A 24,897-nucleotide genomic window follows, 5' to 3' on the forward strand; every position below is an offset into this window, starting at 1 on the left:
ATGTTCTCTCGGCCGGCCCTGCGGCCGACCCTCAGGTCGTGCCCGCGCCGGGATGCCGCGGCGCGACTCGCCGCGGCATCCCGGTCGTCAGCTGAGCTTGCGGCGGTAGGCCGCGAGCGCCCCGATGTAGCCGATGACGATGATGCCGACGAGCCAGGCCAGGGCGACCCAGATGTCGCTGCCGACGGGCTGGCCGCTGAACAGGGCGCGCGTCGTGTCGACGATCGAGGTGACCGGCTGGTTCTCGGCGAACCAGGCCACGGGCCCGGGCATCGAGTCCGTCGGCACGAACGCCGAGCTGATGAACGGCAGGAAGATCAGCGGGTAGGCGAAGGCGCTCGCGCCGTCGACCGTCTTCGCCGAGAGCCCCGCGATCACCGCGAGCCAGGTCAGGGCGAGCGTGAACAGCACCAGGATGCCCACGACCGCGAGCCACGCCCAGAGGTCGGCCCCCGTGCGGAAGCCCATGATGAGCGCGACGCCCGTGACGATCGCGACCGACACGAGGTTCGAGACGAGCGAGGTCAGCACGTGGCCCCACAGCACGCTCGAACGGGCGATCGGCATCGACTGGAAGCGGTCGAAGATGCCGCCCTGCAGGTCGAGGAACAGCCGGTACGACGTGTACGCGACGCCCGATGCGATCGTGATGAGCAGGATGCCGGGCAGCATGTAGTCGATGTACGACTCGTTCGACCCGGTGTTGATCGCTCCGCCGAGCACGTACACGAAGAGCAGCATGAGGGCGATCGGGGTGACCGCGGTCGTGATGATCGTGTCGGGGCTGCGGAGGATGTGGCGCAGCGAGCGGCCGGTGAGCACGGCGGTGTCGCTGATGGCGTGGGTGGTCATCGTGCGGCCTCCTTCTTGTTCTGGTCGGCGGCCGCGCCCGCGGCCTCTCCGGATTCGCCGGTCTCGCCGGTCTCCCCGACGAGGGCGAGGAACACGTCCTCGAGCGACGGCTGCTTCTCGACGTACTCGACCTTGGCCGCCGGCAGCAGCCGCTTGAGCTCGTCGAGCGTGCCGTTCTGGATGATGGTGCCGCGGTGCAGGATCGCGATGCGGTCGGCGAGCTGCTCGGCCTCGTCGAGGTACTGCGTCGTGAGCAGGACGGTGGTGCCGCCGTCGGCGAGCTGCTTGACGGTCTGCCACACCTCGATGCGGGCCTGCGGGTCGAGCCCGGTGGTCGGCTCGTCGAGGAAGATGATCGACGGGGCGCCGATCAGGCTCATCGCGATGTCGAGCCGGCGGCGCATGCCGCCCGAGTAGGTGCCCGCGCGCCGGCCGCCGGCCTCGGTGAGCGAGAACCGGGCGAGCAGGTCGTCGGCGATCTTGCCGGGCTGCCTCTGGTGGCGCAGCTTCGCGACGAGCACGAGGTTCTCGCGCCCCGTGAGCACCTCGTCGACCGCGGCGAACTGGCCCGTGAGGCTGATCGATTCGCGGACGCCGGCGGGATTCGCCGCGACATCCTGCCCGCCGACCGTCGCGGTGCCCGCGTCGGCCTTCAGAAGGGTCGAGAGGATGCGCACGAGGGTGGTCTTGCCGGCGCCGTTCGAGCCGAGCAGGGCGAAGATGCTGCCGCGCTCGACGTCGAAGTCGACGCCGCGGAGGACGTGCAGGTCCTTGAAGGACTTCTCGACGCCCTGCACCCGGATGGCGGGTTCGGTGACGGTGGTCATGACTGCTCCTTCTTCGCGTCGTCGATCGCCGTGTTGAGGCGAGCGCGCTCCTTGTCGATCCACCGCTTGCCGCCGTACGCCTGGGCGAACGTCTCGGTGAACTCGACCGGGTCGTCGCCGACCACGTCGGCGACGGGGATGCCGTCGATCGCGGCCCGCTCGAACAGGTCGGCGAGGTCGACGATCATCTGCACCATGGTGTCGCCGTCGGTGACGTCACCCGAGTACATGAGGTACCGCTGCACGGCTCCGGCCGCGGCGGCGTAGGGCGCGGGAAGGCCGTCGATGCGCGCCTTCGCCTGCTTGTACTGCTTCTTCTGCTCGAGCGAGCCCGTGAGGGCTTCGATCCACTTGGCAGCCATGGTCACTTCTCCGATTCGTCGGTCTGGTGGAGCTGTTCGATGCGTTCTGCCAGGAAGCTCCACGTCCTCCAGAACTCTTCGAGTTCGCTGCGGCCACGCTCGTTGAGCGTGAACACCTTGCGCGGCGGGCCCTTCTCGGAGGGCACCTTCTCGACGTCGACGAGCCCGCGCTGCTCGACCCGCACGAGGAGGGCGTAGATCGTGCCCTCGGCGATGTCGGTGAAGCCGTGCTCGCGCAGTCGCGCCGTGATCTCGTAGCCGTAGGCCGGTGCCGTGGCGAGGATCGCGAGCACGATGCCCTCGAGCGTGCCCTTGAGCATCTCCGTCATCTGCTTGCCCATCGAGGCCACCCCCTTCTTCTGCTTGCTGGTGATGCCTGCTATTCAGTGACGCTGGTAATCAGTGTTGCTGAGTACCACTAGAAAGTAACACTGAGTACCGGTACTTAGCAACACCGAATACCAAATTTCTCGAGATCTCCTCTCGAGGGGCGGGATGCCGCGGCCGATTTCATGCGCTTGGCATGAGGCGGCGGCGGTCATCGTGGTGCGAGGCTGGGCCGAACTCGTCGGAAGCAGGGGGCAGCGCATGAAGATCGAACGCTCGACGACGCCGGTGCGTCTCACGGCCGCCGCGGTGTGGATCGCGGTCGCGGCGGCGGGCCTCACCGCCTGTTCGGGCGAGGTGAGCGACGTCGACCGGGCCAAGGCCCGGGTCACCGCCAAGGAGCAGGCCCTCACGCAGGCCGAGGTGGACTATGCCGATGCGTCGGCCGAGTTCTGCGGCGCGAGCAAGAGCTACATCGCGGCGCTCGACCAGTACGGCGACGTGCTCCGCTCGACCGCCCCGACCGTCGGTGACGTGCGCTCGGCGGGCGCCGATCTCGCCGAACCGCGCGACGACGCGTTCGCCGGTGCCGAGGCCGCGATCGAGGCGCAGCAGGACCTCGTGGTCGCGCAGCAGGAGCTCGCCGACGCCCAGGCCGTGCTCGCCCAGGTCGAGGCGGGGGCGACGGGAACGCCGAGCGCCGAGGCGACGCCGGTGCCGACCGGCACGCCGGCCGTGGCGACCGAGACCGTCGACCGGGTGAAGCAGGCCGAGGCCGAGTTCGCCGACGCGCAGGCCGCCATCACCGACGAGACCCCGCTGGTCGAGGCATCCGAGCAGTTCAACAGTGCGGTGGTCGCGCTCGAGATGGCCTGGCTCGCGCTCTTCGCCGAAGCCGGATGCCTCACCGACGACCAGCAGGTCGAAGCCCAGGCCGCGGTGAGCGCCTACGTGCTCGCGCTGCAGCAGGACCTCGCCGCCGCCGGGTACTACACCGGTACCGTCGACGGCATCGCAGGCCCGCTGACCGTGCAGGCGGTGGAAGACCTGCAGGAGGCGAACGACCTGCCGGTCACGGGCACGGTCGACAAGGCGACGGCCGCGGCGCTCGAGGCCGAGCTCGCCGCGCAGGGGGCGGCGGCGGCCGAGGACTCGCTCGCCTCGACCGCCGCGGTGCAGCAGACGCTGAAGCTCGCCGGCTACTGGGACGGGCCGGTCGACGGCGTCTGGACCGACGAGCTGACCGAGGCCGTGACGGCGTTGCAGACCGATCTCGGCGTCGAGCCGACCGGGACCGTCGACGCCGCGACGATCGCCGCGTTCGACCAGGCGATCGCCGAGCACCAGGCGGCGGACGCCGCGAGCGACGAGCCCGCCGAGACGCCGGAGCCGACGGAGCCGGCCGCCTAGCGTCCGGCGTTCGCCCCGGGGTCAGTGATCGCAGACCGCTGCGTCGAAGCCGCCGCCGTTGAGCGGCACGTTCCCGCCCATGGTGATCGGGATGACGCCCGAGAGCGGGCCGCCCTCGGCCGCGGACGCCGGGGTGGAGTTGGTCTGGTTCGCGCCGGCGTTGGCGGGCGCCGACGTGCACCGCAGCGGCGTGATGCCGTGGGTGTGCGCCGATGCGGCGGCGACCGGGGCGAGCACGAGCACGGCCGCGGCGACGCCGGTGCCGATCAGGATGCGCAGGTTCGACATGAGTTCTCTCCTCTTCGAGTGTTCGGCCGCGCCGGCCTTTCGGTGAGATCGGATCGGAGCAGCCGAGGGAACCCGTGTCGGCTCCCCCCTGAACAACGGCCCGGGTCGGGGAAAGGTTCACGGCACTCATCGCGACTCGGGGCCGCCGAACACCGAGCGGAACTCAACGCAGCTGGGCGAAGGCCTCCGCGTTCGCCGTCGGACCGACGACGAGGATCGTGTCGCCCGCGTGCAGGGTCGTCGCGTTGTCGGCGTTGCGCCACGCCTCGTCGCCGTGCTGGAATGCCGCGATCGTGATGCCGTGGCTGGCGCGCACGCCCGTGTCGCCGAGCCGCTTGCCGTGCAGCATCGACGGGGCGGCCGTCTTGACGAGCGCGTAGCCCGGCGCGACCTCGATGTAGTCGAGCGCGGCGCCGCGTACGAGGTGGGCGACGCGGCGGCCCATGTCCTTCTCGGGATAGATGACGTGCTGGATGCCGAGCTGCTCGAGGATCAGCCCGTGCTGATCGTCGACCGCTTTCGCCCAGATCACGGGGATCTTCATGTTCAGCAGGACCGAGCAGGTCAGGATCGACGCCGAGACATCCCCGCCGATCGCGACGACGACGCGGTCGAACTCGTCGATCGCGAGCTGCCGCAGCGCCTCGGCCTTCGTGGAGTCGGCGCGCACCACCTGCGTGAGCTCGCCGTTGTGGGCCTGCACGAGTTCTTCGTCGACGTCGATGCCGAGCACCTCGGTGCCGCCCGCCATGAGCTCGAGGGCGAGGGCGCTGCCGAACCGGCCGAGCCCGATGACGGCGACCGAGTCGGCCTCCGCGATGCGGCGCGCTGGGTCGCCGCCGAAGATGGGGAACCTAACCAATGGCCGGCCTTTCCTTGGGGAGTTCGTAGAGGAGACGGCGCTCGCGCAGCGCGATGGCGCTGCCGAGCGTGAGCGGCCCGATGCGGCCGAGGAACATCAGGAGGACGAGCATGATCTTCGCGGCATCCGGAAGGTCGGCCGTGATGCCCGTCGAGAGGCCGACGGTGCCGAAGGCGGAGACCGCCTCGAACAGCACGCGGTCGAGATCGAGGCCCGTCATGAGCAGCAGCACCGCCGTGCCGGCGACGACCGCCGCGACGGCGATGAGCACCACGGTGATCGCCTGGCGATGGACGGCGCGGCTCAGTCGCTTGCCGAAGATGTTCACGGATGCCTCGCCGCGGAGCTCGGTCATCATGATGAAGAAGAGCACCGCGAACGTGGTGACCTTGATGCCGCCGGCCGTACCGGCCGGGCCGCCGCCGATGAACATCAGCACGTCCATGCCGAGCCAGCTCGCGTCGTGCATCGCCCCGATGTCGATCGAGTTGAAGCCCGCCGTGCGCGTCTGCACCGACTGGAAGAAGCCCGCGAGCAGCCGCGCCCCCGGGTCGAGCGCGCCGAGGGTGTCGGGATTGTCCCACTCGATGAGGGTGAGGTACACGGTGCCGGCGACGATCAGCACGACCGTGCCCCAGAGCACGAGCTTCGTGTTCATCGTCCAGTGCAGCGGCCGGCGGAACTCCTTGCGGAGCTGCATGATCACGGGGAAGCCGAGACCGCCGAGGATGATCGACGCCGAGATCGGCAGGCAGATCCACGGATCGGCGACGAAGCCCATGAGGTTGTCGCTGAAGAGCGCGAAGCCGGCGTTGTTGAACGACGACACCGCGAGGAACCCGGCGTGCCAGGCGGCCTCGCCGAGGCCGTAGCCGTAGCCGACGAGGAAGCGCACGCCGAGCAGGAGGAACACGCCGAGCTCGATGGTGAACGTGATCTTCACGATGCCGCGGACGAGCCCTCGCACGTCGGCGAAACCCGTCGCCTTGGCCTCGGCGGCGGTGTTGAGGCGCGAGCGCACCGAGAGCCTGCGGGCGAGCACGAGGCCGATGAGCGAGGCGAAGATCATGATGCCGAGGCCGCCGAGCTGGATGAGCACCATGATGACCACCTGCCCGAACGACGACCAGTACGTCGGCGTGTCGACGACGGTCAGGCCGGTGACGCAGACGGCGGAGGTCGCGGTGAAGAGCGCTTCGACGAAGGAGGCGCCGCCCGGCCCGGCCTTCGAGATCGGCAGCATCAGGAGGCCGGTACCCCCGAGCACCGCGGCGGCGAAGCCGACGACCACGGTCTGCGCCGGGTGCAGCCGGAAGTTGCGGAGTCGCTGCCGACGCCTGAGCGCCGGAGCCGCGAATGGAGCCACGGGGCAACTCTAGATGGGCGGCGCCGCCCGCGGTGGGCATGGCGCGCACGCGCGGGTGCTCGGCTTCGCCGAGCGCGGGCATCAGACGGCGGGCCTCCCGTAGCCTTCCAGCAGCCGCAGCCACGCCTCGCTCACCGTCGGGTAGGCGGGCACCGCATGCCAGAGGCGGCCGATCGGCACCTCGCCGACGATCGCCGTCGTCGCCGTCTGCACGAGCTCGGCCACGTCGGGCCCGGTGAACGTGGCGCCGACGATCACGCCGCGGGTCTCGTCGACGACCATGCGGGCGGTGCCCGAGAACCCGTCGCGCGAGAGCGAGGCCCCCGAGACGTGGCCGATCTCGTAGTCGACGACCCGTACGTCGAGTCCGGCGTCGCGTGCTGCTGCGGCGGTGAGGCCGACCGCGGCGACCTCGGGGTCGGTGAACACGACGCTCGGCACGGCGTGGTGGTCGGCGGTGGCGACGTGGGCCCCCCACGGTGCATCGTCGACGGGGCGCCCGAGTGCGCGGGCCGCGATCACGTCGCCGGCCGCACGCGCCTGGTACTTGCCCTGATGGGTGAGCAGGGCCCGCCCGTTCACGTCGCCGACCGCGTACAGCCAATCGCTGCCTTCCACCCGCATCGTGTCGTCGACGTCGATGCGGCGGGTCGGGTCGAGCCCGACGGTCTCGAGTCCGAGTCCGTCGACGGCCGCGCGGCGACCGGTCGCCACGAGCATCTCGGATGCCTCGACGACACCCCGGTCGGTCGCGATCGCGACCCCGTCGCCGACCCGGTGGACGCGTTCGACGGCGGTGTGCTCGAGCACGGTCGCGCCGAGGTCGCGGAGACCGGCGGCGACGTGCTCGCCGGCGAAGGGCTCGAAGGTGCCGAGCAGCCCGCTGCGCGCGATCACGGTGACCTCGCTGCCGTACCCGGCGAAGGCGGTCGCGATCTCGACCGCGCTGACCCCGCCGCCGAGGATCGCGAGCCGTTCGGGAACGGTCGTCGCGCTCGTCGCGTCGCGGGTCGTCCAGGGCTGCGCCTCGGCGAGGCCCGGCACGTCGGGCAGCACGGGCACCGAGCCGGTGGAGAGGGCGACCGCGTGCCGGGCGGTGACGACGGTGGTCTCGCCGTCATCGCCGACCACGGTGACCTCGCGCCGACCGCTGAGTCGGCCGCTGCCCCGCAGCAGGCCGATGCCGGCGCTCTCGAGCCAGGCGACCTGGCCGGCGTCGGAACGGTGCCCGGTGAAGCGGTCGCGGCGCGCGAACACCGCGGCGACGTCGAGCTCGCCGGTCACCGCCTCGGCCGCACCGGGCACGGCTCGGGCGAGCCGCAGCACGTGCGCCGAACGCAGCATCGCCTTCGACGGGATGCACGCCCAGTAGGAGCACTCGCCGCCGACGAGCTCGCGCTCGACGAGGAGGGTGTCGAGCCCGGCCTGCGCCGTGCGGTCGGCGATGTTCTCGCCGACGGGGCCGGCTCCGATCACGACGACGTCGACGGTGCGTCGGTTCATGCTTCTGCTCCTTCTGCTGCGCCGGCCCCCGGGGTCAGCCCACGGGATCGACGAGTTCGAACCGCTCGCACAGCACCGGCATGTCGGGGGCGAACCCGTGCGGATTCTCGGAGTGCTCGCTCCAGTAGCGCTCGTGGATCTCGCGCCATGCGCGGAGCGTGCGGTCGCCCTCGCCCTCGGAGCGCGCGTGCTCCTCGTCGACCTTGTCGAAGGGCACGATGCGCACGGCCGTCGTGCGAATGACGGCCTTCGGTGCGCCTCGGCCGTCGAGGATGATGCTGAGGTCGCCCGCCTCGGGCATCCGCTCGTCGGCCGCCTCGTAGTCCCAGACCGATGAGGCGGTGCCGGTCTTGATGCCGGCGAGCACGAGCTCGAGCAGCTCGTCGGCGTGGGCGGCCGTCGCGCCGAACGGCCAGGCCTCGGGCACGCCCACCGGCAGGGAGGGGATGCGCGAGCGAACCTCGCGCCAGTAGGCGGCGAGGGCTTCGGGCGACGCGGTGATCGTCATCTGGGCCCTCCGCCGGTCATTCCAGAGCCGATGACGGGAATCGAACCCGCGCTGTCTGCTTGGGAAGCAGAAGTTCTACCATTGAACTACATCGGCATGCGGCATCCCGAGGGGTGCAGCGGTGACCATCGTAGCAAGCGAAGCCGTCGATGGATGCCTCGTTGCGGGTCTCGATACGCGTCGACTTCGTCGGCGCTACTCGACCGGCGGAGAAGTCGACTTCGTCGGCGCTACTCGACCGGCGGGGAGGTCGACCCCTCGTCGGCGCTACTCGACCGCCGGGGCCGTCGGTAGGCTGGGCGCGTGCTGCTCTCCGACCGCGACATCCGTTCAGAGCTCGAACTCGGGCGCATCGCGCTCGAGCCGAGCGATCCGTCGATGCTGCAGCCGTCGTCGATCGACGTCCGGCTCGACCGGTACTTCCGGCTCTTCGACAACCACAAGTACCCGTACATCGACCCGGCCGAAGACCAGCCCGAGCTCACGCACCTCATCGAGGTGAAGCCCGACGAGGCGTTCATCCTGCACCCCGGCGAGTTCGTGCTCGGCTCGACGTACGAGCAGGTCACCCTGCCCGACGACGTGGCGGCGCGCCTCGAGGGCAAGAGCTCGCTCGGCCGCCTCGGCCTGCTCACCCACTCGACCGCGGGCTTCATCGACCCGGGCTTCACGGGCCACGTGACGCTCGAGCTGTCGAACGTCGCGACCCTGCCGATCAAACTCTGGCCGGGCATGAAGATCGGGCAGCTCTGCTTCTTCCGGCTGTCGTCGCCGGCCGAGAAGCCCTACGGTTCGGCCGCGTACGCGAGCCGCTACCTCGGCCAGCGCGGGCCGACGGCCTCGCGGTCCTTCCAGAACTTCCACCGCACCGACGTGGGCGTCACCGACGCCGGCGCGAAGGGCGAGTAGGGGCTCCGCACCGCTCACCGCGGCACCCGAGGCGGATGCCTCGCGCCGTCGCCCGGTGTCACCCGAATGCGGGACGCAGCCGGCTGCCCTACACTCTTGCGTCCATGGGCGATTTCGACGGAGTGCTCGCGCACTCGGCCTCCCGCGGCTGGGCGATGCCGCGGGCCGCGAGCGGCGGCGCTGAGGCGGCCGACGGCTTCGAGACGGTGCTGCTCGCCGCGAAGGCGGGCGCGCCGTGGGCGTCGGCCGAGCTGTGGAACGCGCACGCGGGCGCCGTCGCCGGCTTCCTCCGCGCACGGGGCTCGGCCGAGCCCGACGACCTCACGAGCGAGGTGTTCCTCGCCGTGTTCGACGGGCTCGACCGCTTCGAGGGCGGCGCGGCCGAGTTCCGCACCTTCGTGTTCACGATCGCGTACCGGCGGCTCGTCGACGAGCTTCGCCGACGGTCCCGGCAGCCGTCGAACCAGGAGTGGGCCGACGAGGCCGACCCGCGGCGGGCCGCGAGCGCCGAAGACGAGGCGATGGGTCGCATCGGGGATGCCGCGGCGCGGGCGATGCTCGACGGGCTGCCGCCCGACCAGCGCGACGTGATGGTGCTGCGCATCATCGGCGACCTCACGGTCGAGCAGGTCGCGGAGGTGCTCGGCAAGCGCCCGGGCGCCGTGAAGGCCCTGCAGCGACGGGCGCTCACGGCACTTCGTAAGAAATTCCCCGCAGGGCGTACCCCTGCGGCGGCCTCCGGCGATAGCAGGGAGTGAGATGAGCAACCACCGCATTCACGACGACGAGGCCGCAGCCCTGCTGCGCGGCGACGTGCCGCCGCAGCGTGCCGACCTCGCGGGCGTCGCCGACGCCGTGGCCGGGTTCCGACTCGCGTCGACCCAGGCCGCGCCGAAGCCGTCGGCCGAGTTGCTGGCGCGACTCGACGCCGACCGCGTCGCGGCGGGCTCGATCTCGTTCGATCCCCACGCAACGACTGCGGCGACGAGCCAGACCCCCAGTGGCTCGTCGCCGAAGATACGGAGAAGAAGAGTGACGTTCACTGGATTCGCCGGGCTCGGCCTGGCTGCCAAGATCGCGATCGGCGCAGCGGCGGCGACCGCCGCAGGGCTCACGGGTGCAGGTGCTGCGGGTGCCGCCGGCGTGCTGCCCGCCCCCGCGCAGGAGCTGTTCGACGGCGTCACCGGCCAGCAGGACCCGGGCGGCGAGCACATCAGCGACTCGGGCCGTGAGCACCGCGAGTTCGGCCAGCAGACGGCTGAAGACGCCCGCGAGAAGGGCGCCGAGAAGCGCGACGCCGCCCACGAGAACGCTGAGGAGAGGCGCCAGGCCGGCCTCGACAAGGCCGACGAGCACCGCCAGGGCGACGCCCCGGCCGAGACCGGCCAGCAGGCTGCCGAGGACGGCGCCGCCAACGGCGACGAGAACAGCCAGACCGGCCAGGAGACCGCCGACGACGCGGCTTCGAACGGTGAAGAGCGCAGCGGCGACGGCCAGTCGACCGCTGATGACGCGCGTGACGGATCCCCCACCCCCGAGCGATGAACCTCTGACGTTCTCGCACCCGTCACGACGCGACGGCGAAACGGGCTCCCGACCGGCTGGGAGCCCGTTTCGTGTTTCTCCGGGGGGCGATTCGGTCGGTCGGATCGATCGCGCGCGTCGGCGTCGCCGTGTCGGTCGAGTAGCGCCCGACGGAGGAGGGCGCGTATCGAGACCACGCCCGAGCCCGCACGCCGGGGGAGTTCTCCACAATCTTCGAACATTTATTCGAATGTCGGACCGGATTCCGGTAGACTCTGGGCATGTCCGAACCCGCTGAAATACCCGCCCTGACCGGGGTTTCAGCGGTGCTCGAGGCCCTCCGGGAGGCCTGGTCGGGTGCGCTGCTCGCCGGGGCTGCCGGCTCGGTCGACGCATCTGCCGACGTGCGAGTGATGAGTGATGACGGCTTGGTCCGGGCGACGGAGGCATTGGGCGAGTTGTCCCGTCGGGTGCAGGCGTTGCAGGCGCCGGTCGCGGCCGAGCTCGCGGCCAGGTCGAGGCCGGGAACCGATGAGGTGGCGCGCAAGCACGGGTTCTCCTCGGCCGAGCGGTTGATCGCGTCCGCGACGGGCGGTCGCTACCAAGAGGCGGTGAAGCTCGTCGCGGTCGGGCAGGCGACCGCGCCCCGGGCGGCCTTCACGGGTGAGGTGCTGCCGCCGAAGCATCCCCACCTCGCTCGGGCGATCGCGGCGGGTGCGGTGTGCGTGGATGCGGCCGACGTGATCCGCCGGTTCCTCGACGGGGTCGCCCCGCGGGCCGACCGGGTCGAACTCGGCGAGGCCGAGGCGTTCCTCGTCGACCGCGCCCCGGTCGTGGGCGTCGACGGGCTGCACCGCCTGGTGAAGCTGCTGCAGGCCCGCCTCGACCCCGACGGGGTCAAGCCGCGTGAAGACGAGCTGCGGGCCGCGCGCGAGTTCCGGATCTGGGAGGACGAACACGGCATGATCCGGTTCACGGGTGCCGCCGACCCGGTCAACGGGGCGCCGATCAAGCTCGCGATCGAGACCCTCGTCGGTGCCGAGATCCACCGGGCCCGCGACGCGAACCGGCGCGCAGCCGATGGGCCGGCCGACGGTGACGACGTCCTCGCCGAGCAGCGCACGATCCCGCAGATGAACCTCGACGCCCTCGCCGACATCGCCCGCCACTCGCTCGGCGCGAACGACGGTCCGGCACCGCTCAGGCAGGTGATGGTCGTGGCCCGCGTCGACGCTGCAGCGCTCGAGTCCGGTCGAGGTCACGGCACGATCGACGGCATCGAACAGCCCGTGTCGATCCCCTCGATCGAAGAACTCGCGATGCACGCGGGCATCTCGCCCCTGTACGTCGGCGACGGCTGCGAGCAGACCCGCCTCGGCCGATCGCGGCGCCTGTTCTCCCAGGCGCAGAAACTCGTCCTCGTCGAACGCGACGGCGGGTGTGCGTGGCCCGGTTGCACTCGGCCGCCGTCGCACACGCAGGCGCACCACATCCGGTGGTGGAAGCGGCACAGGGGCACGACCGACCTCGACAACGGCATCATGCTCTGCGCGCACCACCACCACCGCATCCACGACGACGGGTGGGTCATCCTCATCGAGGACGGCTTCACCTGGTTCGTGCCACCCGCCCACCTCGACCCCGAACGGCGACCACGGGCCGGCAATCGAAGACTCCCGGCGATCGCCCCACCGCCACCCGACCTCGCCGCTCACCTCGCAGAGGCCGCCTGACCCCGCGCCGGTCGATCGGGATCGGTGCCGGGCCGCACTCGACGACGGCCGCGGGCCGGTTGCTTCGGCGGGTGACTACTCGGCCGCGGCGCACGGCGGTGCCGTCCCGGTGTCTATGCCGCGGGTTGCGTGGCGGTGCCGTCGCCCGGTGTCCACGCCGTCGGTTGCGCGGCGGTGCCGTCGCCGAAATCTGCGCAGTGGCGCTGCGGGGGCGGGGATCCGCCTGTTCCCGCGCTCAGCGGCCCACGGCGGGGACGCCGGTCGCGGTCGAGGGTGCGACCGCGTCGACGGCCGTGAGGCCGCCGGCGGCGAACGCAGTGACCGCGTCGAGCACGGGGTCGGCGCCGAGCACGCGGACGTGCCCGAACCCCTCGGTGACGAGCAGGCGCGAGCGGTCGCCGTGCGCGGCGTGCAGCCGCTCCGACTCGCTCGAGGCGACCTCGCGGTCGCCGCGGTCGTGCGCGATGAGCAGCGGCACCCCGTCGGGCAGCGGCGCGCCGACCGAATCGAAACGTCCGTACGCGTCGGGCACGTCGGGCAGCACGCGGCGCGCGAACCCGCGCGCCAGCGCGTCGGCCGTCGCCGTCCGCAAGCCGAGGCGGGCCGAGAACGAGTCGACGAGGTAGCGCGCGTCGGCCATGCCGGCGATCGCGGCGACGCCGGCGGTCGAGGTTCCCTCGCGCACTGCGGTGAGTGCGGCGAGTGCACCGAACGAGTGGCCGACGATCAGCCGGAACCGACCGTGCCGCTGCTGCAGCGCCTCGATCGCGGCGAGGTAGTCGCGGATGTCGGTGAACCGCCCGGCCGAGTCGCCGTTCGCCGGAGCGTCGAACGCGACGAGCCGCAGGCCCTCGGCGCGCAGTTCGCGCACGATGGGCGCGAACTGCGACGCGCGACCGCGCCACCCGTGCACGAGCAGCACCGTGTCGGCGCCGTGCCCCCACGAGTACGTGACGACGTCGCGACCTCGAACGCGAAGGCGACCGCGTTCGGCGTGCTCATGCACGGTGCGGTCGTGCTGGCGCACCGAGAGCGCGGGTCGAACCCGACGGAAGAGGGGCAGCGCGACCCGGGCGGCGAGCTCGGGTGACACACGATCGGCGGCGCGGATCGCGGCGACGTGGGCGGTGAGTGCTGCAGGCATGGTGGCCCTCCGAATGGCTTCTCGCGAGGCATCCGAGCAGTCGATGACGGACGCCAACAATGAATACGAACGATCGTACGCCCACTATACGCACGATCGTGCGTAAAATCGAGGGCATGAGCGGAACGGATGTCGCGGTCGACGGGCGAAGGGCGAGGGGGGATGCCTCGCGCCGTGTGGTGCTCGGCCATGCCGTCGACCTCGCCTCGATCGAGGGACTCGACCAGCTCTCGATCGGTCGCATCGCGATCGCCGCGAACGTCAGCAAGTCGAGCATCGCGACGCTCTTCGGCAGCAAGGAGAAGCTGCAGCTCGCCGCCGTCGAGGCGGCCCGCGAGCGGTACTTCGAGACGGTCATCGCCCCGGCGCGCACGAAACCGCGGGGGCTGACCCGGGTCGTCGCCCTGCTCGACCGGGTCGTCGCGTACTCGCAGGACCGGGTGTTTCCGGGCGGGTGCTTCTTCTCGGCGGCGGCGGCCGACTTCCACGCGAAGCCCGGCGTCGTGCGCGACGCCATCACCGCGCAGCTCGACGACTGGCTCGGCTACCTCGCCGTCTCGCTGCGCTACGCGGCGGAGGCGGGCGAGCTCGAGCGCGTCGGCCCGGGCGCGGCCGAAACCGTCGACGTCGACCAGTTCGCGTTCGAGGTGCAGGGCGTCTTCGAGTGGATGAACCAACTCGCGGTCATCCGCGACTCCGACGAGCCGTACGTACGGGCGCGTCGGGCGTTCCGCGACCGGCTCGTCGCGATCGGGGCCGCCCCCGCGGTCGCCGACCTCGTGCTCGAGCCCGGCGCCGCGATGCGCTGACGCGCAATGCGCTGACGCGCAACGCGTGCGGAGATCAGTGATTCAGGAGATCGCACGCTGCTCAGGACGATTCCCGGGATCCCTCCTGAGCAGAGCACTTCTTCCTGAAACGATGGCGGCACGTTCGCGAGGCGTCGCTTCTCGACCGAGCCCTACTCGCCCTGGGGCGCGAGGGCCGCCACGAGCGGGTGGTCGAACGTGAGCGCCCCGGTCTTCGCCGCGCCGCCCGGCGACCCGAGCGGCGCGCCGCCGGGGGCACCGGCCGGGGTGATCTCGAAGAACTCGACGTTGGCCTTGTAGTAGTCGGCCCACTCGTCGGGCAGGTCGTCCTCGTAGTAGATCGCCTCGACCGGGCACACCGGCTCGCAGGCGCCGCAGTCGACGCACTCGTCGGGGTGGATGTAGAGCGAGCGCTCACCCTCGTAGATGCAGTCGACCGGGCACTCGTCGATACAGGCCTTGTCCTTGACGTCGACGCACGGCAGCGCGATGACGTAGGTCACGACAGCGCCAGCACGTCGTCGCGCGAGATCGCAACCTGCTCCTCGCGGGGCACGACCTTGACGCGCTCCCGCTCGACGCCCGCGTACTGCGCCGGCGCCTCGAAGGCGTCGCCCAGCGCACGCTCGTGCGCGTCGAGAGCGAGCCAGCCCCGCCAGCTCGTGTGCTCGACGCCGCGGGCGTCGAGGAGCTCGAGGATCTCGGCGCCGTCGGCCGCATCGACCACGGGCGCCGTGAGCACGCCGGCGTTCGCGTCCTCGACGAGGTTGGTGATCGTCTCGAGCGCGTCGCCCTTCGTGTGACCGATGAGCCCGACCGGGCCGCGCTTGATCCAGCCGGTCGCATAGACGCCCGGGATCGTCGAGCCCGAGGCATCCACGACTCGGCCGCCGTCGTTGGGGATCACGGCCGCCCGCTCGTCGAACGGCACGTCGCGGATCGGCGAGCTCGCGTAGCCGACCGCGCGGTAGACCGCCTGCACGGGATACTCGACGAACTCGCCGGTGCCCTCGACGGAGCCGTCGCCGACCGGGCGGGTGCGCTCGAAGCGGATCGCCTCGACCCGGCCGTCGCCCGTGATCTCGGCGGGGGAGTGCAGGAAGTGCAGGTGCAGGCGGCGCGAGGCCGTGCCGGTGCCGGTCGAGCCCGGCGAGGTGCGCCAGCCGTTGAGCGTGCGGGTCATGACCTTGACCTGGTTGTTCGACGCGTGCAGCGCCTCGGCGTGCGCGTCGCCCTCCGCGCGCGCGAAGTCGTCGTCGTAGACGACGATGTCGACGTCGGGCACCTCGCCGAGCTCGCGCAGCTCGATCGGCGTGAACTTCACGTGGCCGGGTCCGCGGCGTCCGAACACGTGCACGTCGGTGACGGGGGATGCCTCGAGGCCGGCGAGCACGTTCGCGGGGATGTCGGTCGAGAGGATGTCCTTCGGGTGCTTCGCGAGCACGCGCGCGACGTCGAGCGCGACGTTGCCGTTGCCGATGACGGCGACCTCGCGCGCCTCGAGGGGCCAGCTGCGCGGAACGTCGGGGTGGCCGTCGTACCAGGCGACGAAGTCGGCCGCGCCGTACGAGCCGGGCAGGTCGATGCCGGGGATGTCGAGCGGGGCGTCGCGCAGGGCGCCGGTCGCGAAGATCACCGCGTCGTAGCGCTCCGCCAGTTCGCCGACCTCGACGTCGCGGCCGACCTCGACGTTGCCGATGAGGCGGATGTCGCCGGCGTCGAGCATCTCGTGCAGGGAGTTCACGATGCCCTTGATGCGGGGATGGTCGGGTGCGACGCCGTAACGGATCAGGCCGTAGGGCGCGGGCAGCGACTCGAAGAGGTCGATCGCGACCTCGCCGCCCTGCTCGGCGACCTGGCGGCGGAGGATGTTGCCGGCGTAGATGCCGGCGGGGCCGGCGCCCACGATCGCGACGCGGAGGGAGAGGGTCATTGCTGCGAGGCCTTTCGGGTTGTGCTGGGGGAGAGCGCTTCGGGCGCGTAGGGACTGAGCGTCACGACGTCGCCGACCACGACGACCGCGGGCGAACGCACGCCTCGGCGGGCCGCCTGCAGCGCGATCGAGTCGAGCGTGCCGATGGTGACGCGCTGGTGCTCGCCGTATCCATCTTCGACGATCGCGACCGGGCAATCGCCGCCGCGCTCGCCGCGGGCGAGGGTGATCGCCGAGTTCGCGAGCGTGCCGATGCCCATGAGCAGCACCACCGTGTGGTCACGGCCGCCGCCGAGCGCCTGGATCTGGTCGTGGCCCGTGACCACGGTGAACGTCGTCGCGAGGCCGCGGTGCGTGAGCGGGATCCCCGCGATCGCCGGCACCGAGATCGCGCTCGTGATGCCGGGCACGACCTCGACGTCGACGCCGTGCTCGCGGCAGTACGCGAGCTCCTCGCCGCCGCGGCCGAAGATGAACGGGTCGCCGCCCTTGAGTCGAACGACCTGCTTGCCCTCGCGGGCGAGGGTGACGAGCAGGGCGTTGATCGCGTCCTGCGGCACGGCGTGGTGGCCGGGCAGCTTGCCGACGTCGACGACCTCGGCGCGCAGTTCGACGCCCTCGGCCGCGAGCCCGTCGAGCACGCCGCGGGCGCCGAGCCGGTCGGCGACGACGACGTCGGCGCGCTCGAGGGCGCGCAGCCCGCGGATGGTGAGGAGGCCTGCGTCGCCCGGGCCCGCGCCGACGAGGGTCACGGCGCCGGCCGGTCGAGCAGGCGCGCCCGCGCCGTATCGAGACCCGCTCATCGGGTGCCCTCCTGCAGCAGGCCGCGACGGCGCAGCAGCGCGCGTTCGATCGGGGCGAAGACGCACAGCTCCACGAGGATGCCGACGAACAGGATCACGAGGATCGCGACGAACACGGCCGAGAGGTCGGCCAGCTGCCGCCCCTGGTCGAGCAGGGCGCCGAGGCCGAACCCGATCGAGCCGCCGGTGGCGATGATCTCGGCGGCCATGAGCGAGCGCCACGAGAACGCCCAGCCCTGCTTGAGCCCGCCGACGTATCCGGGAAGTGCGGCGGGCAGCACGACGAGGGTCGCGAGCTGCGTCCGGTTCGCCCCGAGGACGCGGCCGACACGCCGCAGCTGCGGCGGCACCTGGTTCACGCCCGAGATGAGTCCGTTGATGATCGACGGCACGGCACCCATGAGGATGACGAAGTAGACGGTCGCGTCGGAGAGCTGGAACCAGATGATCGCCGCGGGCACCCAGGCGACCGACGGCAGCACCTGCAGGCCCGAGATGAACGGGCCGAGTGCCCGGCGCAGCCAGTCGACCTCGGCGAGCAGCAGCCCGATGGGCGTGCCGATGACGACCGCGATGAGGAATCCGATGACGCCGCGCTCGAGGCTCGTCGTCACGGCGAGCTGCAGCCGCCCGCTCTCCCACGCGGCGCCGATCGCGGTGAACACGTCGACCGGGCCCGGGTAGAGGTCGGGGCGCGGGCTCGCGACGACGGTGTAGACCTGCCAGACGACGAGGAGCGCCCCGAACAGGATGACGGGCGGCAGCACGCTCGATGCGAAGCGCCGCCAGCGCGACTCACGGCGGGTCTCGTCGGTCTGCAGGCGGTCGAGCCCGGCGGCCAGCTCGCGCAGCTCGGCCTCGTCGTGCGCGGGGGATGCCTCGCGCACGACGAGCTCGGGGAACGGCATCGAGCCCGCGGGGAGGTCTGGTGAGCCGACCTCGGAACCAGTGGTCTCGATACGCGTCGCCTCCGGCGGCGCTACTCGACCGACGGGGGTGGTCGCCTCCGGCGGCGCTACTCGACCGACGGGGGTGGTCGCCTCCGGCGGCGCTACTCGACCGACGGGGGCGGTCGGCTCCGGCGGCGCTACTCGACCGACGGGGGCGATGGTGGTCTCGGTGTCATGCGGCATTGCGGGCGATCTCCTTCCGCAGGCGCTCGGTGATCTCGATCGAGACGGCCGAGACCTCGGGGCTCTCGATCCGGCGCGGGCCCGAGGCATCCAGTCGCCACTCACCGGCCACCCGGCCGGGGCGGCTCGAGAGCAGCACGACGCGCTCGCCGAGGCGGGCGGCCTCGCGCACGTTGTGGGTGACGAACACGATCGTGCGGCCCGTCTCGCGCCACACCCGCTCGAGCTCCTCGTGCAGGAGGTCGCGGGTGATCGCGTCGAGCGCGGCGAACGGCTCGTCCATGAGCAGCACCTTGCGGTCCTGCGCGAGCGCCCGGGCGAGGGCGACGCGCTGCCGCATGCCGCCCGAGAGCTCGTGGGGCCGCTTGTCGGCGGCGTCGGCGAGGTTGACGACGTCGAGCAGCTCGAGCGCCTTCGCGCGGCGCTCGCCGCGGGGCACGCCGCGCAGCTTGAGCGCGAGCTCGACGTTGCGGCGGGCGCTCAGCCAGGGCATGAGCGCCGACTCCTGGAACATGACGGCCGCGCCGTCGACGGGCACCTCGATGGTGCCCGTGGACGGGCGGTCGAGCCCGGCGATGAGGTTGAGGAGCGTCGACTTGCCGCAACCCGAGGCGCCGAGCAGGCAGACGAACTCGCCTTCGGCGACGTGCAGCGTCACGTCGTCGAGCACGAGCGGGGCGCGATCGCCGAAGCGCTTGCCGAGCCCGTCGATGCGGATGATCGTCTGCCTGCTCATGCGCTCACTCCGTGCCGAGTCCCGCGGCCGAGACCGGCTCCTCGCCGCGCGCCTCGAGCACGCGGTTGAGGATCGCGAGGTCGAACAGGCCGTCGATCGATCCGTCCTTCGCCGTGCCGGCGGCGACGCCGTTCGCGAGCACCTCCTCGAAGGTGTCGGCGACCGGGTCGACCGTGAACCGCACGTGCTCGAGCGACCGGGCGAGCACCTCGTCGCCGAGCGGCTTGCCGGATTCGGCCTCGAGCTGCGCGTTGATGTCCTCGGCGGCCTGCTCGGGCTCGTCCTCGATGAACTGCACGGCGTCGGCGTGGCCCTCGACGAGCGCCTCGACGGTGGTCGGGTGCTCGGCGAGGAACTGCTTCGAGACGAGCAGCACCGTCGTCGGGAAGTCGCCGTCCTCCCAGAGGTCGGCCTCGTCGACGAGCACGTGCGCCCCGCCGTCGATGATGAGTCGCGAGACCCACGGCTCGGGCAGCCAGGCGCCGTCGAGCTCGCCCTGCTGGAACAGGGTGAGCGCCTGGGCGTTCTCGGTCGGCGTGATGTGCACGTCGCCGCCGCCCTGGGTGTCGGTCGCATAGCCCTCGTCGGCGAGCCAGGTCCGCAGCGCGACATCCTGCGTGTTGCCGAGCTGGGGGCTCGCGAGCGTCGTGCCCTCGAGATCGGCCGGGTCGTCGATGCCGTCGGCGACGACGAGCGCGGCGCCGCCCGAGGCGACCCCCGACACGACGACGGCCGACTCGCCGCCGCTCTTCACGAAGGTGTTGATCGCCGGGTTCGGGCCGATGTAGGCGGCGTCGATCGCGCCGGCCGAGAGGGCCTCGACCGCGGCGGGGCCTGCGTTGAAGACCTCGGTCGAGAGCTTCGTGTCGCCGAGCGCGTCCTGCAGGAGGCCCTCCTGCAGGCCGACGAGGGCGGGCGCGTGGGTGACGTTCGCGAAGTAGCCGAGGCGCAGCTCGTCGGCGGGCGTGCCGCCGAGGGCCTCGTCGGAGCCGGCCGGCGGGGCTCCCGCGGCCGAGGCGGCGCAACCGCCCAGCATCATCGCCGCCACTCCAAGAGCGGTGATCGTCAGGGTCGTACGGATGGTGCGGGTGGTGCTGTTCACGGTTGTCGCCTCCTTACTGTTCGGTGATACCGGCGGCCAGGGTCCGGCCGTCGGCGGGGTGGATGACGAGGAACGAGCCGGCGTGCCGGTTCGCCTCGTACCTTTCGAGGGGCAGCTCCGCGGCGATGCGGAGCGTGGCCCGGCCGATGTCGTTCACTTCGAGCGACCCGGCGGGAACGTGCGCGAGCGTGTCGAGGTCGCGCTTGGACTCGATCGAAGCGACGAGGCCCTGCACGGTCGAGGTGCCGTGCTTCACGAGCACCCGGGTGCCGGGCACGAGCGGGCGCGGGTCGAGCTGGAAGAGCTCGGCCTCGATCTCGCGTCGCGGCTCGGGCAGGGTGCCGGCCGCCGCGATCACGGCGCCGCGTGCCGCGTCGACGTCGTCGGCGAGGCGCAGGGCCACCGACTGCGGGGCCACCGCCTCGTCGAGGGATGCCCCGGCCTGGTCGATTCCCGTGACCGTCGTCTCGATACCCGAGGGGAAGACGGTCACCCGGTCGCCGACCCGCACGCGCCCCGAGCCGATGCGGCCGGCGAACGCGCGGTAGTCGCGGAACGACTCGGCGAGGTCGGGGTCGGCCGCGAGCTCGGGCGACAGCCCGCCCTGCGGGCGGAGCACGAGCTGCACGGCGAGCCGGAACGGGTCGAACTCGGTGTCGAGCTCGTCCTGCGAGGGAAGTGACTCGAGCAGCTCGAGGAGGGCCGGGCCGGCGTACCAGGGCGTGTTCGGCGAGCGTTCGACGACGTTGTCGCCCTCGAGCGCCGACACCGGCAGCACGTGCACCTCGCCGAGCCCGAGTTCGCCGGTGACGCGTCGCACGTCGGCGGCGACCTCGGCGAACGCCTGCTCGTCGTAGCCGAGCAGGTCGATCTTGTTGACCGCGACGACGACGTGCGGCACCCGCAGCAACGCGACGACCGAGAGGTGACGGCGGGTCTGCTCGAGCACGCCCTTCCGGCCGTCGATGAGCACGACGACGGCGTCGGCGGTCGTCGCACCCGTGACCATGTTGCGCGTGTACTGCACATGACCCGGGCAGTCGGCGAGGATGAAGCTCCGCGCGCCCGTCGAGAAGTAGCGGTAGGCGACGTCGATCGTGATGCCCTGCTCGCGCTCCGCGCGGAGACCGTCGGTCAGGAGGGCGAAGTCGAAGCCCGTGCCGGCGCCGAAGCCGCGCTCGGCCGAGGTGCGGGCGACCTGTTCGAACTGGTCGGCGAGGATCGCCTTCGAGTCGTGCAGCAGGCGACCCACGAGCGTCGACTTGCCGTCGTCGACCGAGCCGGCGGTCGCGAAGCGGAAGAGCGTGCTCGCACTCATCAGAAGTACCCGTCCTTCTTGCGGTCCTCCATGGCGGCCTCCGAGATACGGTCGTCGGCCCGGGTCGCCCCGCGCTCCGTGAGGGTCGACTCGGCGACCTCGCGGACGACGGCCGCGACATCCACGGCGTCGGATTCGACGGCGCCGGTGCAGCTCATGTCGCCGACCGTGCGGTACCGCACGGTGCGCAGCTCGACGTGCTCGTCGGGCCGCGGCTGCGAGAACTCGCCGACCCCGCGCCACATGCCGTCGCGTCGGAACACCTCGCGCTCGTGCGCGAAGTACAGCGGCGGCAGTTCGATGCCCTCGCGCTCGATGTAGTTCCAGACGTCGAGCTCGGTCCAGTTCGAGATCGGGAACGCGCGGACGTGCTGGCCCGGCGTGTGGCGGCCGTTGTAGAGGCTCCAGAGCTCGGGGCGCTGGTTGCGCGGGTCCCACTGGCCGAACTCGTCGCGCAGCGAGATGATGCGCTCCTTCGCTCGGGCCTTGTCCTCGTCGCGGCGAGCGCCGCCGAAGACGGCGTCGTGCCGGCCCGCGGCGATCGCGTCGAGCAGCGGCTGGGTCTGCAGCGGGTTGCGGGTTCCGTCGGCGCGCTCCTGGAGGCGGCCGTCGTCGAGGTAGTCCTGCACGAGCGCGACCTCGAGCCGAAGGCCGAGCCGCTCGACGGTCGCGTCGCGGAACGCGAGCACCTCGGGGAAGTTGTGCCCGGTGTCGACGTGCAGCACCGGGAAGGGCACGCGGCCCGGCCAGAACGCCTTGGTGGCGAGGTGCAGCACGACGACCGAGTCCTTGCCGCCCGAGAAGAGCAGCACGGGGCGCTCGAACTCGGCGACGACCTCGCGGATGATGTGGATCGCCTCGGCCTCGAGCAGGTCGAGGGTATCGAGCTTGGTCACCGGGGCGGCCAGTGTGTCGGTCATAGGTGCAACCCGCATTCCGTCTTGTCGAGGCCGGCCCAGCGGCCGGATCGGGGGTCTTCGCCCGCGGCGACGGGCTTCGTGCACGGCTCGCAGCCGATCGACGGGTAGCCCTCGGTGAGCAGCGGGTTCACGGTCACGCCGAACGCGCCCGCGTAGTCGATGAGGTCGTCGAAGCTCCACGCGGCGAGCGGGTTGACCTTCACGAGGCCGTTGCGCTCGTCCCACGCGACGAGCGGCGTGTTCGTGCGGGTGGGCGCCTCGTCGCGGCGCACGCCCGTGAACCACAGCTCGTAGCCCGAGAGCGCGTGCTGCAGCGGGGCGACCTTGCGCATCGCGCAGCACGCGCCGGGGTCGCGGGCGAAGAGGTCCTTGCCGTGCTTCGCATCCTGCTCGGCGACGGTGAGCTCGGGCAGCACGTCGACGATGCGCACGTCGAGCTGGGCTGCGACGCGGTCGCGCGTCTCGATCGTCTTCGCGAAGTGGTAGCCCGTCTCGAGGAAGAGCACGTCGACGCCCGGCAGCGACTGCGCGACCACGTGGGGCAGCACCGCGTCGGCCATCGAGCAGGCGACGGCCGCGGCATCCACGTCGAACTCACGCGCCACCCAGGCGACGACCTCGTAGGCGGATGCCTCGCCGTCGGCCAGGCTCCGGAGCTCGGCGTTCCCCGCCTCGGCGAGGGCCTTCAGCGTGGCGGCGTCGCGCTTGACGGCGGCGCGGGGGGCGAGCGAGACGCTCATCGCAGCTCCTCCTCGTCGGCGCGGTGGGCCCACTCGGCGAAGGTCTCGTCGGCCGCGGCATCGCGCTGCTCGAGGAACCGGCGTACGACCTTCTCGACGTAGTCGGCGAGGCCGTCGGCGGTGACCTTGAGGCCGCGCACGGTGCGGCCGGTGCCGGCCTCCTCGCGCGTCGTCGAGGCGAGCCCGCCGCCGAGGTGCACCTGGAAGCCGGGGGTCTGGCCGCCGTCGCCGTCGGGCAGCAGCTGGCCCTTCAGGCCGATGTCGGCGGTCTGGATGCGCGCGCACGAGTTCGGGCAGCCGTTCACGTGCAGGCTGATCGGGTGCGGCAGGTCGATGCCCGCGAGCCGCTCTTCGAGGGCGATGACGGCATCGGTCGCGGTCTGCTTCGTCTCGACGATCGCGAGCTTGCAGAACTCGATGCCCGTGCACGCGATCGTGCCGCGGCGGATGAGGCTCGGCCGGGCCTGCAGCCCGAGCTCGTCGAGGCCGGCGACGACGCGCTCGACGTGCTCCTCCTCGATGTCGAGCAGCACGATCTTCTGGTGCGGCGTCGTGCGGAGCCGGCCCGAGCCGACCCCGTCGAGCAGGTCGGCGAGGCGCGTGAGCACGGTGCCCGAGATGCGGCCGACGAACGGGGTCGCACCGATGTAGAACCGGCCGTCCTTCTGGCGGTGCACGCCCACGTGGTCGCCCTGGGCGAGCGGCTTGGGAGCTGCGGGGCCGTCGGGCAGCGGGGTCGTGAGGTACTCGGTCTCGAGCACCTCGCGGAACTTCTCGGCGCCCCAGTCGGCGACGAGGTACTTGAGCCGGGCGCGGTTGCGCAGTCGGCGGTAGCCGTAGTCGCGGAAGATCGAGGTGACCCCGAGCCAGACCTCGGCGACGCGCTCGGGCGCGACGAACGCGCCGAGCCGCACGGCGAGGTGCGCATTCGTCGAGAGGCCGCCGCCGACCCAGAGGTCGTAGCCGATGCCGAGCTCGGGGTGGTCGACGGCGACGAACGCGACGTCGTTGATCTCGTGCACCACGTCTTGACTCGGGTGGCCGGTGATCGCCGACTTGAACTTGCGCGGCAGGTTGGCCAGCTCGGGGTCGCCGATGTAGCGCTCCTGGATCTCGAAGATCTGCGGCGTCGGATCGATGAGCTCGTCGGCGGCGATGCCCGCGACGGGCGATCCGAGGATGACGCGGGGCACGTCGCCGCACGCCTCGGTCGTCGACAGGCCGACGCCCTCGAGGCGGCGCCAGATCTCGGGCACGTCCTCGACGCGGATCCAGTGCAGCTGGATGTTCTGGCGGTCGGTGAGGTCGGCGGTGTCGCGCGCGAACTCGGTCGAGATGCCGCCGATGACGCGCAGCTGCTCGGTCGTGAGCTGCCCGCCGTCGATGCGAACGCGCAGCATGAAGTACTCGTCCTCGAGCTCGTGCGGTTCGAGGGTCGCGGTCTTGCCGCCGTCGATGCCGGGCTTGCGCTGCGTGTAGAGGCCCCACCAGCGGAAGCGCCCGTGCAGGTCGGTGCCGTCGATCGACGAGAAGCCGCCCTTGGCGTAGATCGTCTCGATGCGCTCGCGCACCGCGAGGCCGCCGTCCTCCTGCTTCCACTGCTCGTTGGCGTTGAGGGGCTCGGTGCCGTCGACCTTCCACTGGCCGTTGGGGCGGTTCGCGCCGGGCCGCGCGGGTCGGCCCTCAGGGCGCGCGGGGCGCTCGGGCCGGCCGGCGGCGCGCTCCGGGCGCACCGTTTCGCTCAGCGTCACGAGGGCCTCCTGCGGGTCGGTCGGGCGACGGGATGCC

The 24,897-nt window shown here is 71.8% G+C and carries 26 protein-coding genes and 1 tRNA gene; 6 read left to right on the plus strand and 21 right to left on the minus strand.

Going from position 1 to position 24,897, the window contains the following annotated elements:
- Nucleotides 1–87: 87 nt before the first annotated feature.
- From AC3RJ7_RS16100 to AC3RJ7_RS16115, 4 genes are read right to left on the minus strand one after another with little or no spacing between them, the layout of a single operon-like run.
- Complete coding sequence (locus tag AC3RJ7_RS16100) at nucleotides 88–852, minus strand: ABC transporter permease (protein ID WP_491424895.1); 765 nt, start codon at nucleotides 850–852, stop codon at nucleotides 88–90.
- A complete protein-coding gene (locus AC3RJ7_RS16105; protein WP_491456851.1) occupies nucleotides 849–1,679 on the minus strand; it encodes an ABC transporter ATP-binding protein in 831 nt (276 codons plus the stop codon). Before AC3RJ7_RS16105 ends, AC3RJ7_RS16100 begins: the two co-directional genes overlap by 4 nt.
- Nucleotides 1,676–2,041, minus strand: a complete 366-nt coding sequence (locus tag AC3RJ7_RS16110; protein ID WP_491456852.1) for a DUF1048 domain-containing protein — start codon at nucleotides 2,039–2,041, stop codon at nucleotides 1,676–1,678. The genes AC3RJ7_RS16105 and AC3RJ7_RS16110 overlap by 4 nt, the downstream gene beginning before the upstream one ends.
- 2 nt (nucleotides 2,042–2,043) lie before the next feature.
- Nucleotides 2,044–2,382 (minus strand): PadR family transcriptional regulator, encoded by a 339-nt coding sequence (locus AC3RJ7_RS16115; protein ID WP_491456853.1) that lies wholly within the window; start codon nucleotides 2,380–2,382, stop codon nucleotides 2,044–2,046.
- A 247-nt stretch (nucleotides 2,383–2,629) separates the two neighbouring features.
- Here AC3RJ7_RS16115 and AC3RJ7_RS16120 point away from each other — a divergent pair, with 247 nt between their 5' ends.
- Complete coding sequence (locus AC3RJ7_RS16120; protein ID WP_491456854.1) at nucleotides 2,630–3,778, plus strand: peptidoglycan-binding domain-containing protein; 1,149 nt, start codon at nucleotides 2,630–2,632, stop codon at nucleotides 3,776–3,778.
- A 21-nt stretch (nucleotides 3,779–3,799) separates the two neighbouring features.
- Here the strand turns inward: AC3RJ7_RS16120 and AC3RJ7_RS16125 are convergent, their stop codons facing one another.
- The 6 genes from AC3RJ7_RS16125 to AC3RJ7_RS16150 form a co-directional block, all read right to left on the minus strand.
- Nucleotides 3,800–4,066, minus strand: coding sequence for a hypothetical protein (locus tag AC3RJ7_RS16125; RefSeq protein WP_491456855.1), 267 nt, complete (start codon nucleotides 4,064–4,066; stop codon nucleotides 3,800–3,802).
- A gap of 163 nt (nucleotides 4,067–4,229) precedes the next feature.
- Entirely contained in the window at nucleotides 4,230–4,928 is a 699-nt protein-coding gene (locus AC3RJ7_RS16130; protein ID WP_491456856.1) for a potassium channel family protein, read from the minus strand.
- Nucleotides 4,921–6,294 carry a TrkH family potassium uptake protein gene (locus AC3RJ7_RS16135; RefSeq protein ID WP_491456857.1) on the minus strand — a complete coding sequence of 458 codons (1,374 nt, stop codon included), beginning with the start codon at nucleotides 6,292–6,294 and terminating at the stop codon, nucleotides 4,921–4,923. The genes AC3RJ7_RS16130 and AC3RJ7_RS16135 overlap by 8 nt, the downstream gene beginning before the upstream one ends.
- A gap of 81 nt (nucleotides 6,295–6,375) precedes the next feature.
- Nucleotides 6,376–7,797 (minus strand): dihydrolipoyl dehydrogenase family protein, encoded by a 1,422-nt coding sequence (locus AC3RJ7_RS16140; RefSeq protein ID WP_491456858.1) that lies wholly within the window; start codon nucleotides 7,795–7,797, stop codon nucleotides 6,376–6,378.
- 34 nt (nucleotides 7,798–7,831) lie between these two features.
- The gene (locus AC3RJ7_RS16145) at nucleotides 7,832–8,305 is read right to left on the minus strand and encodes an ASCH domain-containing protein (RefSeq protein ID WP_491456859.1); all 474 of its coding nucleotides are present in this window, start codon (nucleotides 8,303–8,305) and stop codon (nucleotides 7,832–7,834) included.
- Between the two features lie 25 nt (nucleotides 8,306–8,330).
- Nucleotides 8,331–8,401 (minus strand) — tRNA-Gly (locus tag AC3RJ7_RS16150).
- 207 nt (nucleotides 8,402–8,608) lie between these two features.
- Between AC3RJ7_RS16150 and dcd the strand changes: the two genes are divergently transcribed.
- The 4 genes from dcd (at nucleotide 8,609) to AC3RJ7_RS16170 (ending at nucleotide 12,471) form a co-directional block, all read left to right on the plus strand.
- Nucleotides 8,609–9,214, plus strand: a complete 606-nt coding sequence (gene dcd, locus AC3RJ7_RS16155; RefSeq protein ID WP_491456860.1) for a dCTP deaminase — start codon at nucleotides 8,609–8,611, stop codon at nucleotides 9,212–9,214.
- A 104-nt stretch (nucleotides 9,215–9,318) separates the two neighbouring features.
- Entirely contained in the window at nucleotides 9,319–9,972 is a 654-nt protein-coding gene (locus tag AC3RJ7_RS16160) for an RNA polymerase sigma factor (RefSeq protein WP_491456861.1), read from the plus strand.
- Between the two features lies 1 nt (nucleotide 9,973).
- Nucleotides 9,974–10,759: a hypothetical protein gene (locus AC3RJ7_RS16165; RefSeq protein ID WP_491456862.1), complete on the plus strand. Its 786-nt coding sequence runs from the start codon at nucleotides 9,974–9,976 to the stop codon at nucleotides 10,757–10,759.
- Nucleotides 10,760–11,019: 260 nt separating this feature from the next.
- Entirely contained in the window at nucleotides 11,020–12,471 is a 1,452-nt protein-coding gene (locus AC3RJ7_RS16170; RefSeq protein WP_491456863.1) for an HNH endonuclease signature motif containing protein, read from the plus strand.
- Between the two features lie 235 nt (nucleotides 12,472–12,706).
- Here AC3RJ7_RS16170 and AC3RJ7_RS16175 read toward each other — a convergent pair whose 3' ends face one another.
- Nucleotides 12,707–13,615, minus strand: a complete 909-nt coding sequence (locus AC3RJ7_RS16175) for an alpha/beta hydrolase family protein (RefSeq protein ID WP_491456864.1) — start codon at nucleotides 13,613–13,615, stop codon at nucleotides 12,707–12,709.
- A gap of 116 nt (nucleotides 13,616–13,731) precedes the next feature.
- Here AC3RJ7_RS16175 and AC3RJ7_RS16180 point away from each other — a divergent pair, with 116 nt between their 5' ends.
- Nucleotides 13,732–14,424, plus strand: a complete 693-nt coding sequence (locus tag AC3RJ7_RS16180; protein ID WP_491456865.1) for a TetR/AcrR family transcriptional regulator — start codon at nucleotides 13,732–13,734, stop codon at nucleotides 14,422–14,424.
- Between the two features lie 152 nt (nucleotides 14,425–14,576).
- Here the strand turns inward: AC3RJ7_RS16180 and fdxA are convergent, their stop codons facing one another.
- The 10 genes from fdxA to AC3RJ7_RS16230 form a co-directional block, all read right to left on the minus strand.
- Nucleotides 14,577–14,927 carry a ferredoxin gene (gene fdxA, locus AC3RJ7_RS16185; RefSeq protein ID WP_491456866.1) on the minus strand — a complete coding sequence of 117 codons (351 nt, stop codon included), beginning with the start codon at nucleotides 14,925–14,927 and terminating at the stop codon, nucleotides 14,577–14,579.
- Nucleotides 14,924–16,357 carry an FAD-dependent oxidoreductase gene (locus AC3RJ7_RS16190; RefSeq protein WP_491456867.1) on the minus strand — a complete coding sequence of 478 codons (1,434 nt, stop codon included), beginning with the start codon at nucleotides 16,355–16,357 and terminating at the stop codon, nucleotides 14,924–14,926. Before AC3RJ7_RS16190 ends, fdxA begins: the two co-directional genes overlap by 4 nt.
- Entirely contained in the window at nucleotides 16,354–17,160 is an 807-nt protein-coding gene (gene cobA, locus AC3RJ7_RS16195) for a uroporphyrinogen-III C-methyltransferase (protein WP_491456868.1), read from the minus strand. Before cobA ends, AC3RJ7_RS16190 begins: the two co-directional genes overlap by 4 nt.
- A complete protein-coding gene (locus AC3RJ7_RS16200; RefSeq protein WP_491456977.1) occupies nucleotides 17,157–18,068 on the minus strand; it encodes an ABC transporter permease in 912 nt (303 codons plus the stop codon). The genes cobA and AC3RJ7_RS16200 overlap by 4 nt, the downstream gene beginning before the upstream one ends.
- Nucleotides 18,069–18,282: 214 nt before the next feature.
- Nucleotides 18,283–19,029, minus strand: coding sequence for an ABC transporter ATP-binding protein (locus AC3RJ7_RS16205; protein ID WP_491456869.1), 747 nt, complete (start codon nucleotides 19,027–19,029; stop codon nucleotides 18,283–18,285).
- Between the two features lie 4 nt (nucleotides 19,030–19,033).
- Nucleotides 19,034–20,131, minus strand: a complete 1,098-nt coding sequence (locus AC3RJ7_RS16210) for an ABC transporter substrate-binding protein (RefSeq protein ID WP_491456870.1) — start codon at nucleotides 20,129–20,131, stop codon at nucleotides 19,034–19,036.
- A 13-nt stretch (nucleotides 20,132–20,144) separates the two neighbouring features.
- On the minus strand, nucleotides 20,145–21,449 hold the full coding sequence (locus AC3RJ7_RS16215; protein WP_491456871.1) for a sulfate adenylyltransferase subunit 1: 1,305 nt from the start codon (nucleotides 21,447–21,449) through the stop codon (nucleotides 20,145–20,147).
- A complete protein-coding gene (cysD, locus tag AC3RJ7_RS16220) occupies nucleotides 21,449–22,369 on the minus strand; it encodes a sulfate adenylyltransferase subunit CysD (RefSeq protein ID WP_491456872.1) in 921 nt (306 codons plus the stop codon). Before cysD ends, AC3RJ7_RS16215 begins: the two co-directional genes overlap by 1 nt.
- Nucleotides 22,366–23,109 carry a phosphoadenylyl-sulfate reductase gene (locus tag AC3RJ7_RS16225; RefSeq protein ID WP_491456873.1) on the minus strand — a complete coding sequence of 248 codons (744 nt, stop codon included), beginning with the start codon at nucleotides 23,107–23,109 and terminating at the stop codon, nucleotides 22,366–22,368. Before AC3RJ7_RS16225 ends, cysD begins: the two co-directional genes overlap by 4 nt.
- Entirely contained in the window at nucleotides 23,106–24,860 is a 1,755-nt protein-coding gene (locus AC3RJ7_RS16230) for a nitrite/sulfite reductase (RefSeq protein ID WP_491456874.1), read from the minus strand. The genes AC3RJ7_RS16225 and AC3RJ7_RS16230 overlap by 4 nt, the downstream gene beginning before the upstream one ends.
- Nucleotides 24,861–24,897: the final 37 nt, after the last annotated feature.

This window comes from Agromyces solani, assembly GCF_058349925.1.

Excerpts from the sequence above, each read along its gene's own strand:
- AC3RJ7_RS16105 (WP_491456851.1), bottom strand. The coding sequence starts at position 1,679 with ATGACCACCGTCACCGAACCCGCCATCCGGGTGCAGGGCGTCGAGAAG.
- AC3RJ7_RS16170 (WP_491456863.1), top strand. The coding sequence starts at position 11,020 with ATGTCCGAACCCGCTGAAATACCCGCCCTGACCGGGGTTTCAGCGGTG.
- AC3RJ7_RS16100 (WP_491424895.1), bottom strand. The coding sequence starts at position 852 with ATGACCACCCACGCCATCAGCGACACCGCCGTGCTCACCGGCCGCTCG.
- AC3RJ7_RS16120 (WP_491456854.1), top strand. The coding sequence starts at position 2,630 with ATGAAGATCGAACGCTCGACGACGCCGGTGCGTCTCACGGCCGCCGCG.
- AC3RJ7_RS16125 (WP_491456855.1), bottom strand. The coding sequence starts at position 4,066 with ATGTCGAACCTGCGCATCCTGATCGGCACCGGCGTCGCCGCGGCCGTG.
- AC3RJ7_RS16215 (WP_491456871.1), bottom strand. The coding sequence starts at position 21,449 with ATGAGTGCGAGCACGCTCTTCCGCTTCGCGACCGCCGGCTCGGTCGAC.
- AC3RJ7_RS16225 (WP_491456873.1), bottom strand. The coding sequence starts at position 23,109 with ATGAGCGTCTCGCTCGCCCCCCGCGCCGCCGTCAAGCGCGACGCCGCC.
- AC3RJ7_RS16145 (WP_491456859.1), bottom strand. The coding sequence starts at position 8,305 with ATGACGATCACCGCGTCGCCCGAAGCCCTCGCCGCCTACTGGCGCGAG.
- AC3RJ7_RS16110 (WP_491456852.1), bottom strand. The coding sequence starts at position 2,041 with ATGGCTGCCAAGTGGATCGAAGCCCTCACGGGCTCGCTCGAGCAGAAG.
- cobA (WP_491456868.1), bottom strand. The coding sequence starts at position 17,160 with ATGAGCGGGTCTCGATACGGCGCGGGCGCGCCTGCTCGACCGGCCGGC.
- AC3RJ7_RS16140 (WP_491456858.1), bottom strand. The coding sequence starts at position 7,797 with ATGAACCGACGCACCGTCGACGTCGTCGTGATCGGAGCCGGCCCCGTC.
- AC3RJ7_RS16165 (WP_491456862.1), top strand. The coding sequence starts at position 9,974 with ATGAGCAACCACCGCATTCACGACGACGAGGCCGCAGCCCTGCTGCGC.
- AC3RJ7_RS16160 (WP_491456861.1), top strand. The coding sequence starts at position 9,319 with ATGGGCGATTTCGACGGAGTGCTCGCGCACTCGGCCTCCCGCGGCTGG.
- AC3RJ7_RS16205 (WP_491456869.1), bottom strand. The coding sequence starts at position 19,029 with ATGAGCAGGCAGACGATCATCCGCATCGACGGGCTCGGCAAGCGCTTC.
- AC3RJ7_RS16175 (WP_491456864.1), bottom strand. The coding sequence starts at position 13,615 with ATGCCTGCAGCACTCACCGCCCACGTCGCCGCGATCCGCGCCGCCGAT.
- AC3RJ7_RS16115 (WP_491456853.1), bottom strand. The coding sequence starts at position 2,382 with ATGGGCAAGCAGATGACGGAGATGCTCAAGGGCACGCTCGAGGGCATC.
- AC3RJ7_RS16190 (WP_491456867.1), bottom strand. The coding sequence starts at position 16,357 with ATGACCCTCTCCCTCCGCGTCGCGATCGTGGGCGCCGGCCCCGCCGGC.
- AC3RJ7_RS16180 (WP_491456865.1), top strand. The coding sequence starts at position 13,732 with ATGAGCGGAACGGATGTCGCGGTCGACGGGCGAAGGGCGAGGGGGGAT.
- cysD (WP_491456872.1), bottom strand. The coding sequence starts at position 22,369 with ATGACCGACACACTGGCCGCCCCGGTGACCAAGCTCGATACCCTCGAC.
- AC3RJ7_RS16200 (WP_491456977.1), bottom strand. The coding sequence starts at position 18,068 with ATGCCGTTCCCCGAGCTCGTCGTGCGCGAGGCATCCCCCGCGCACGAC.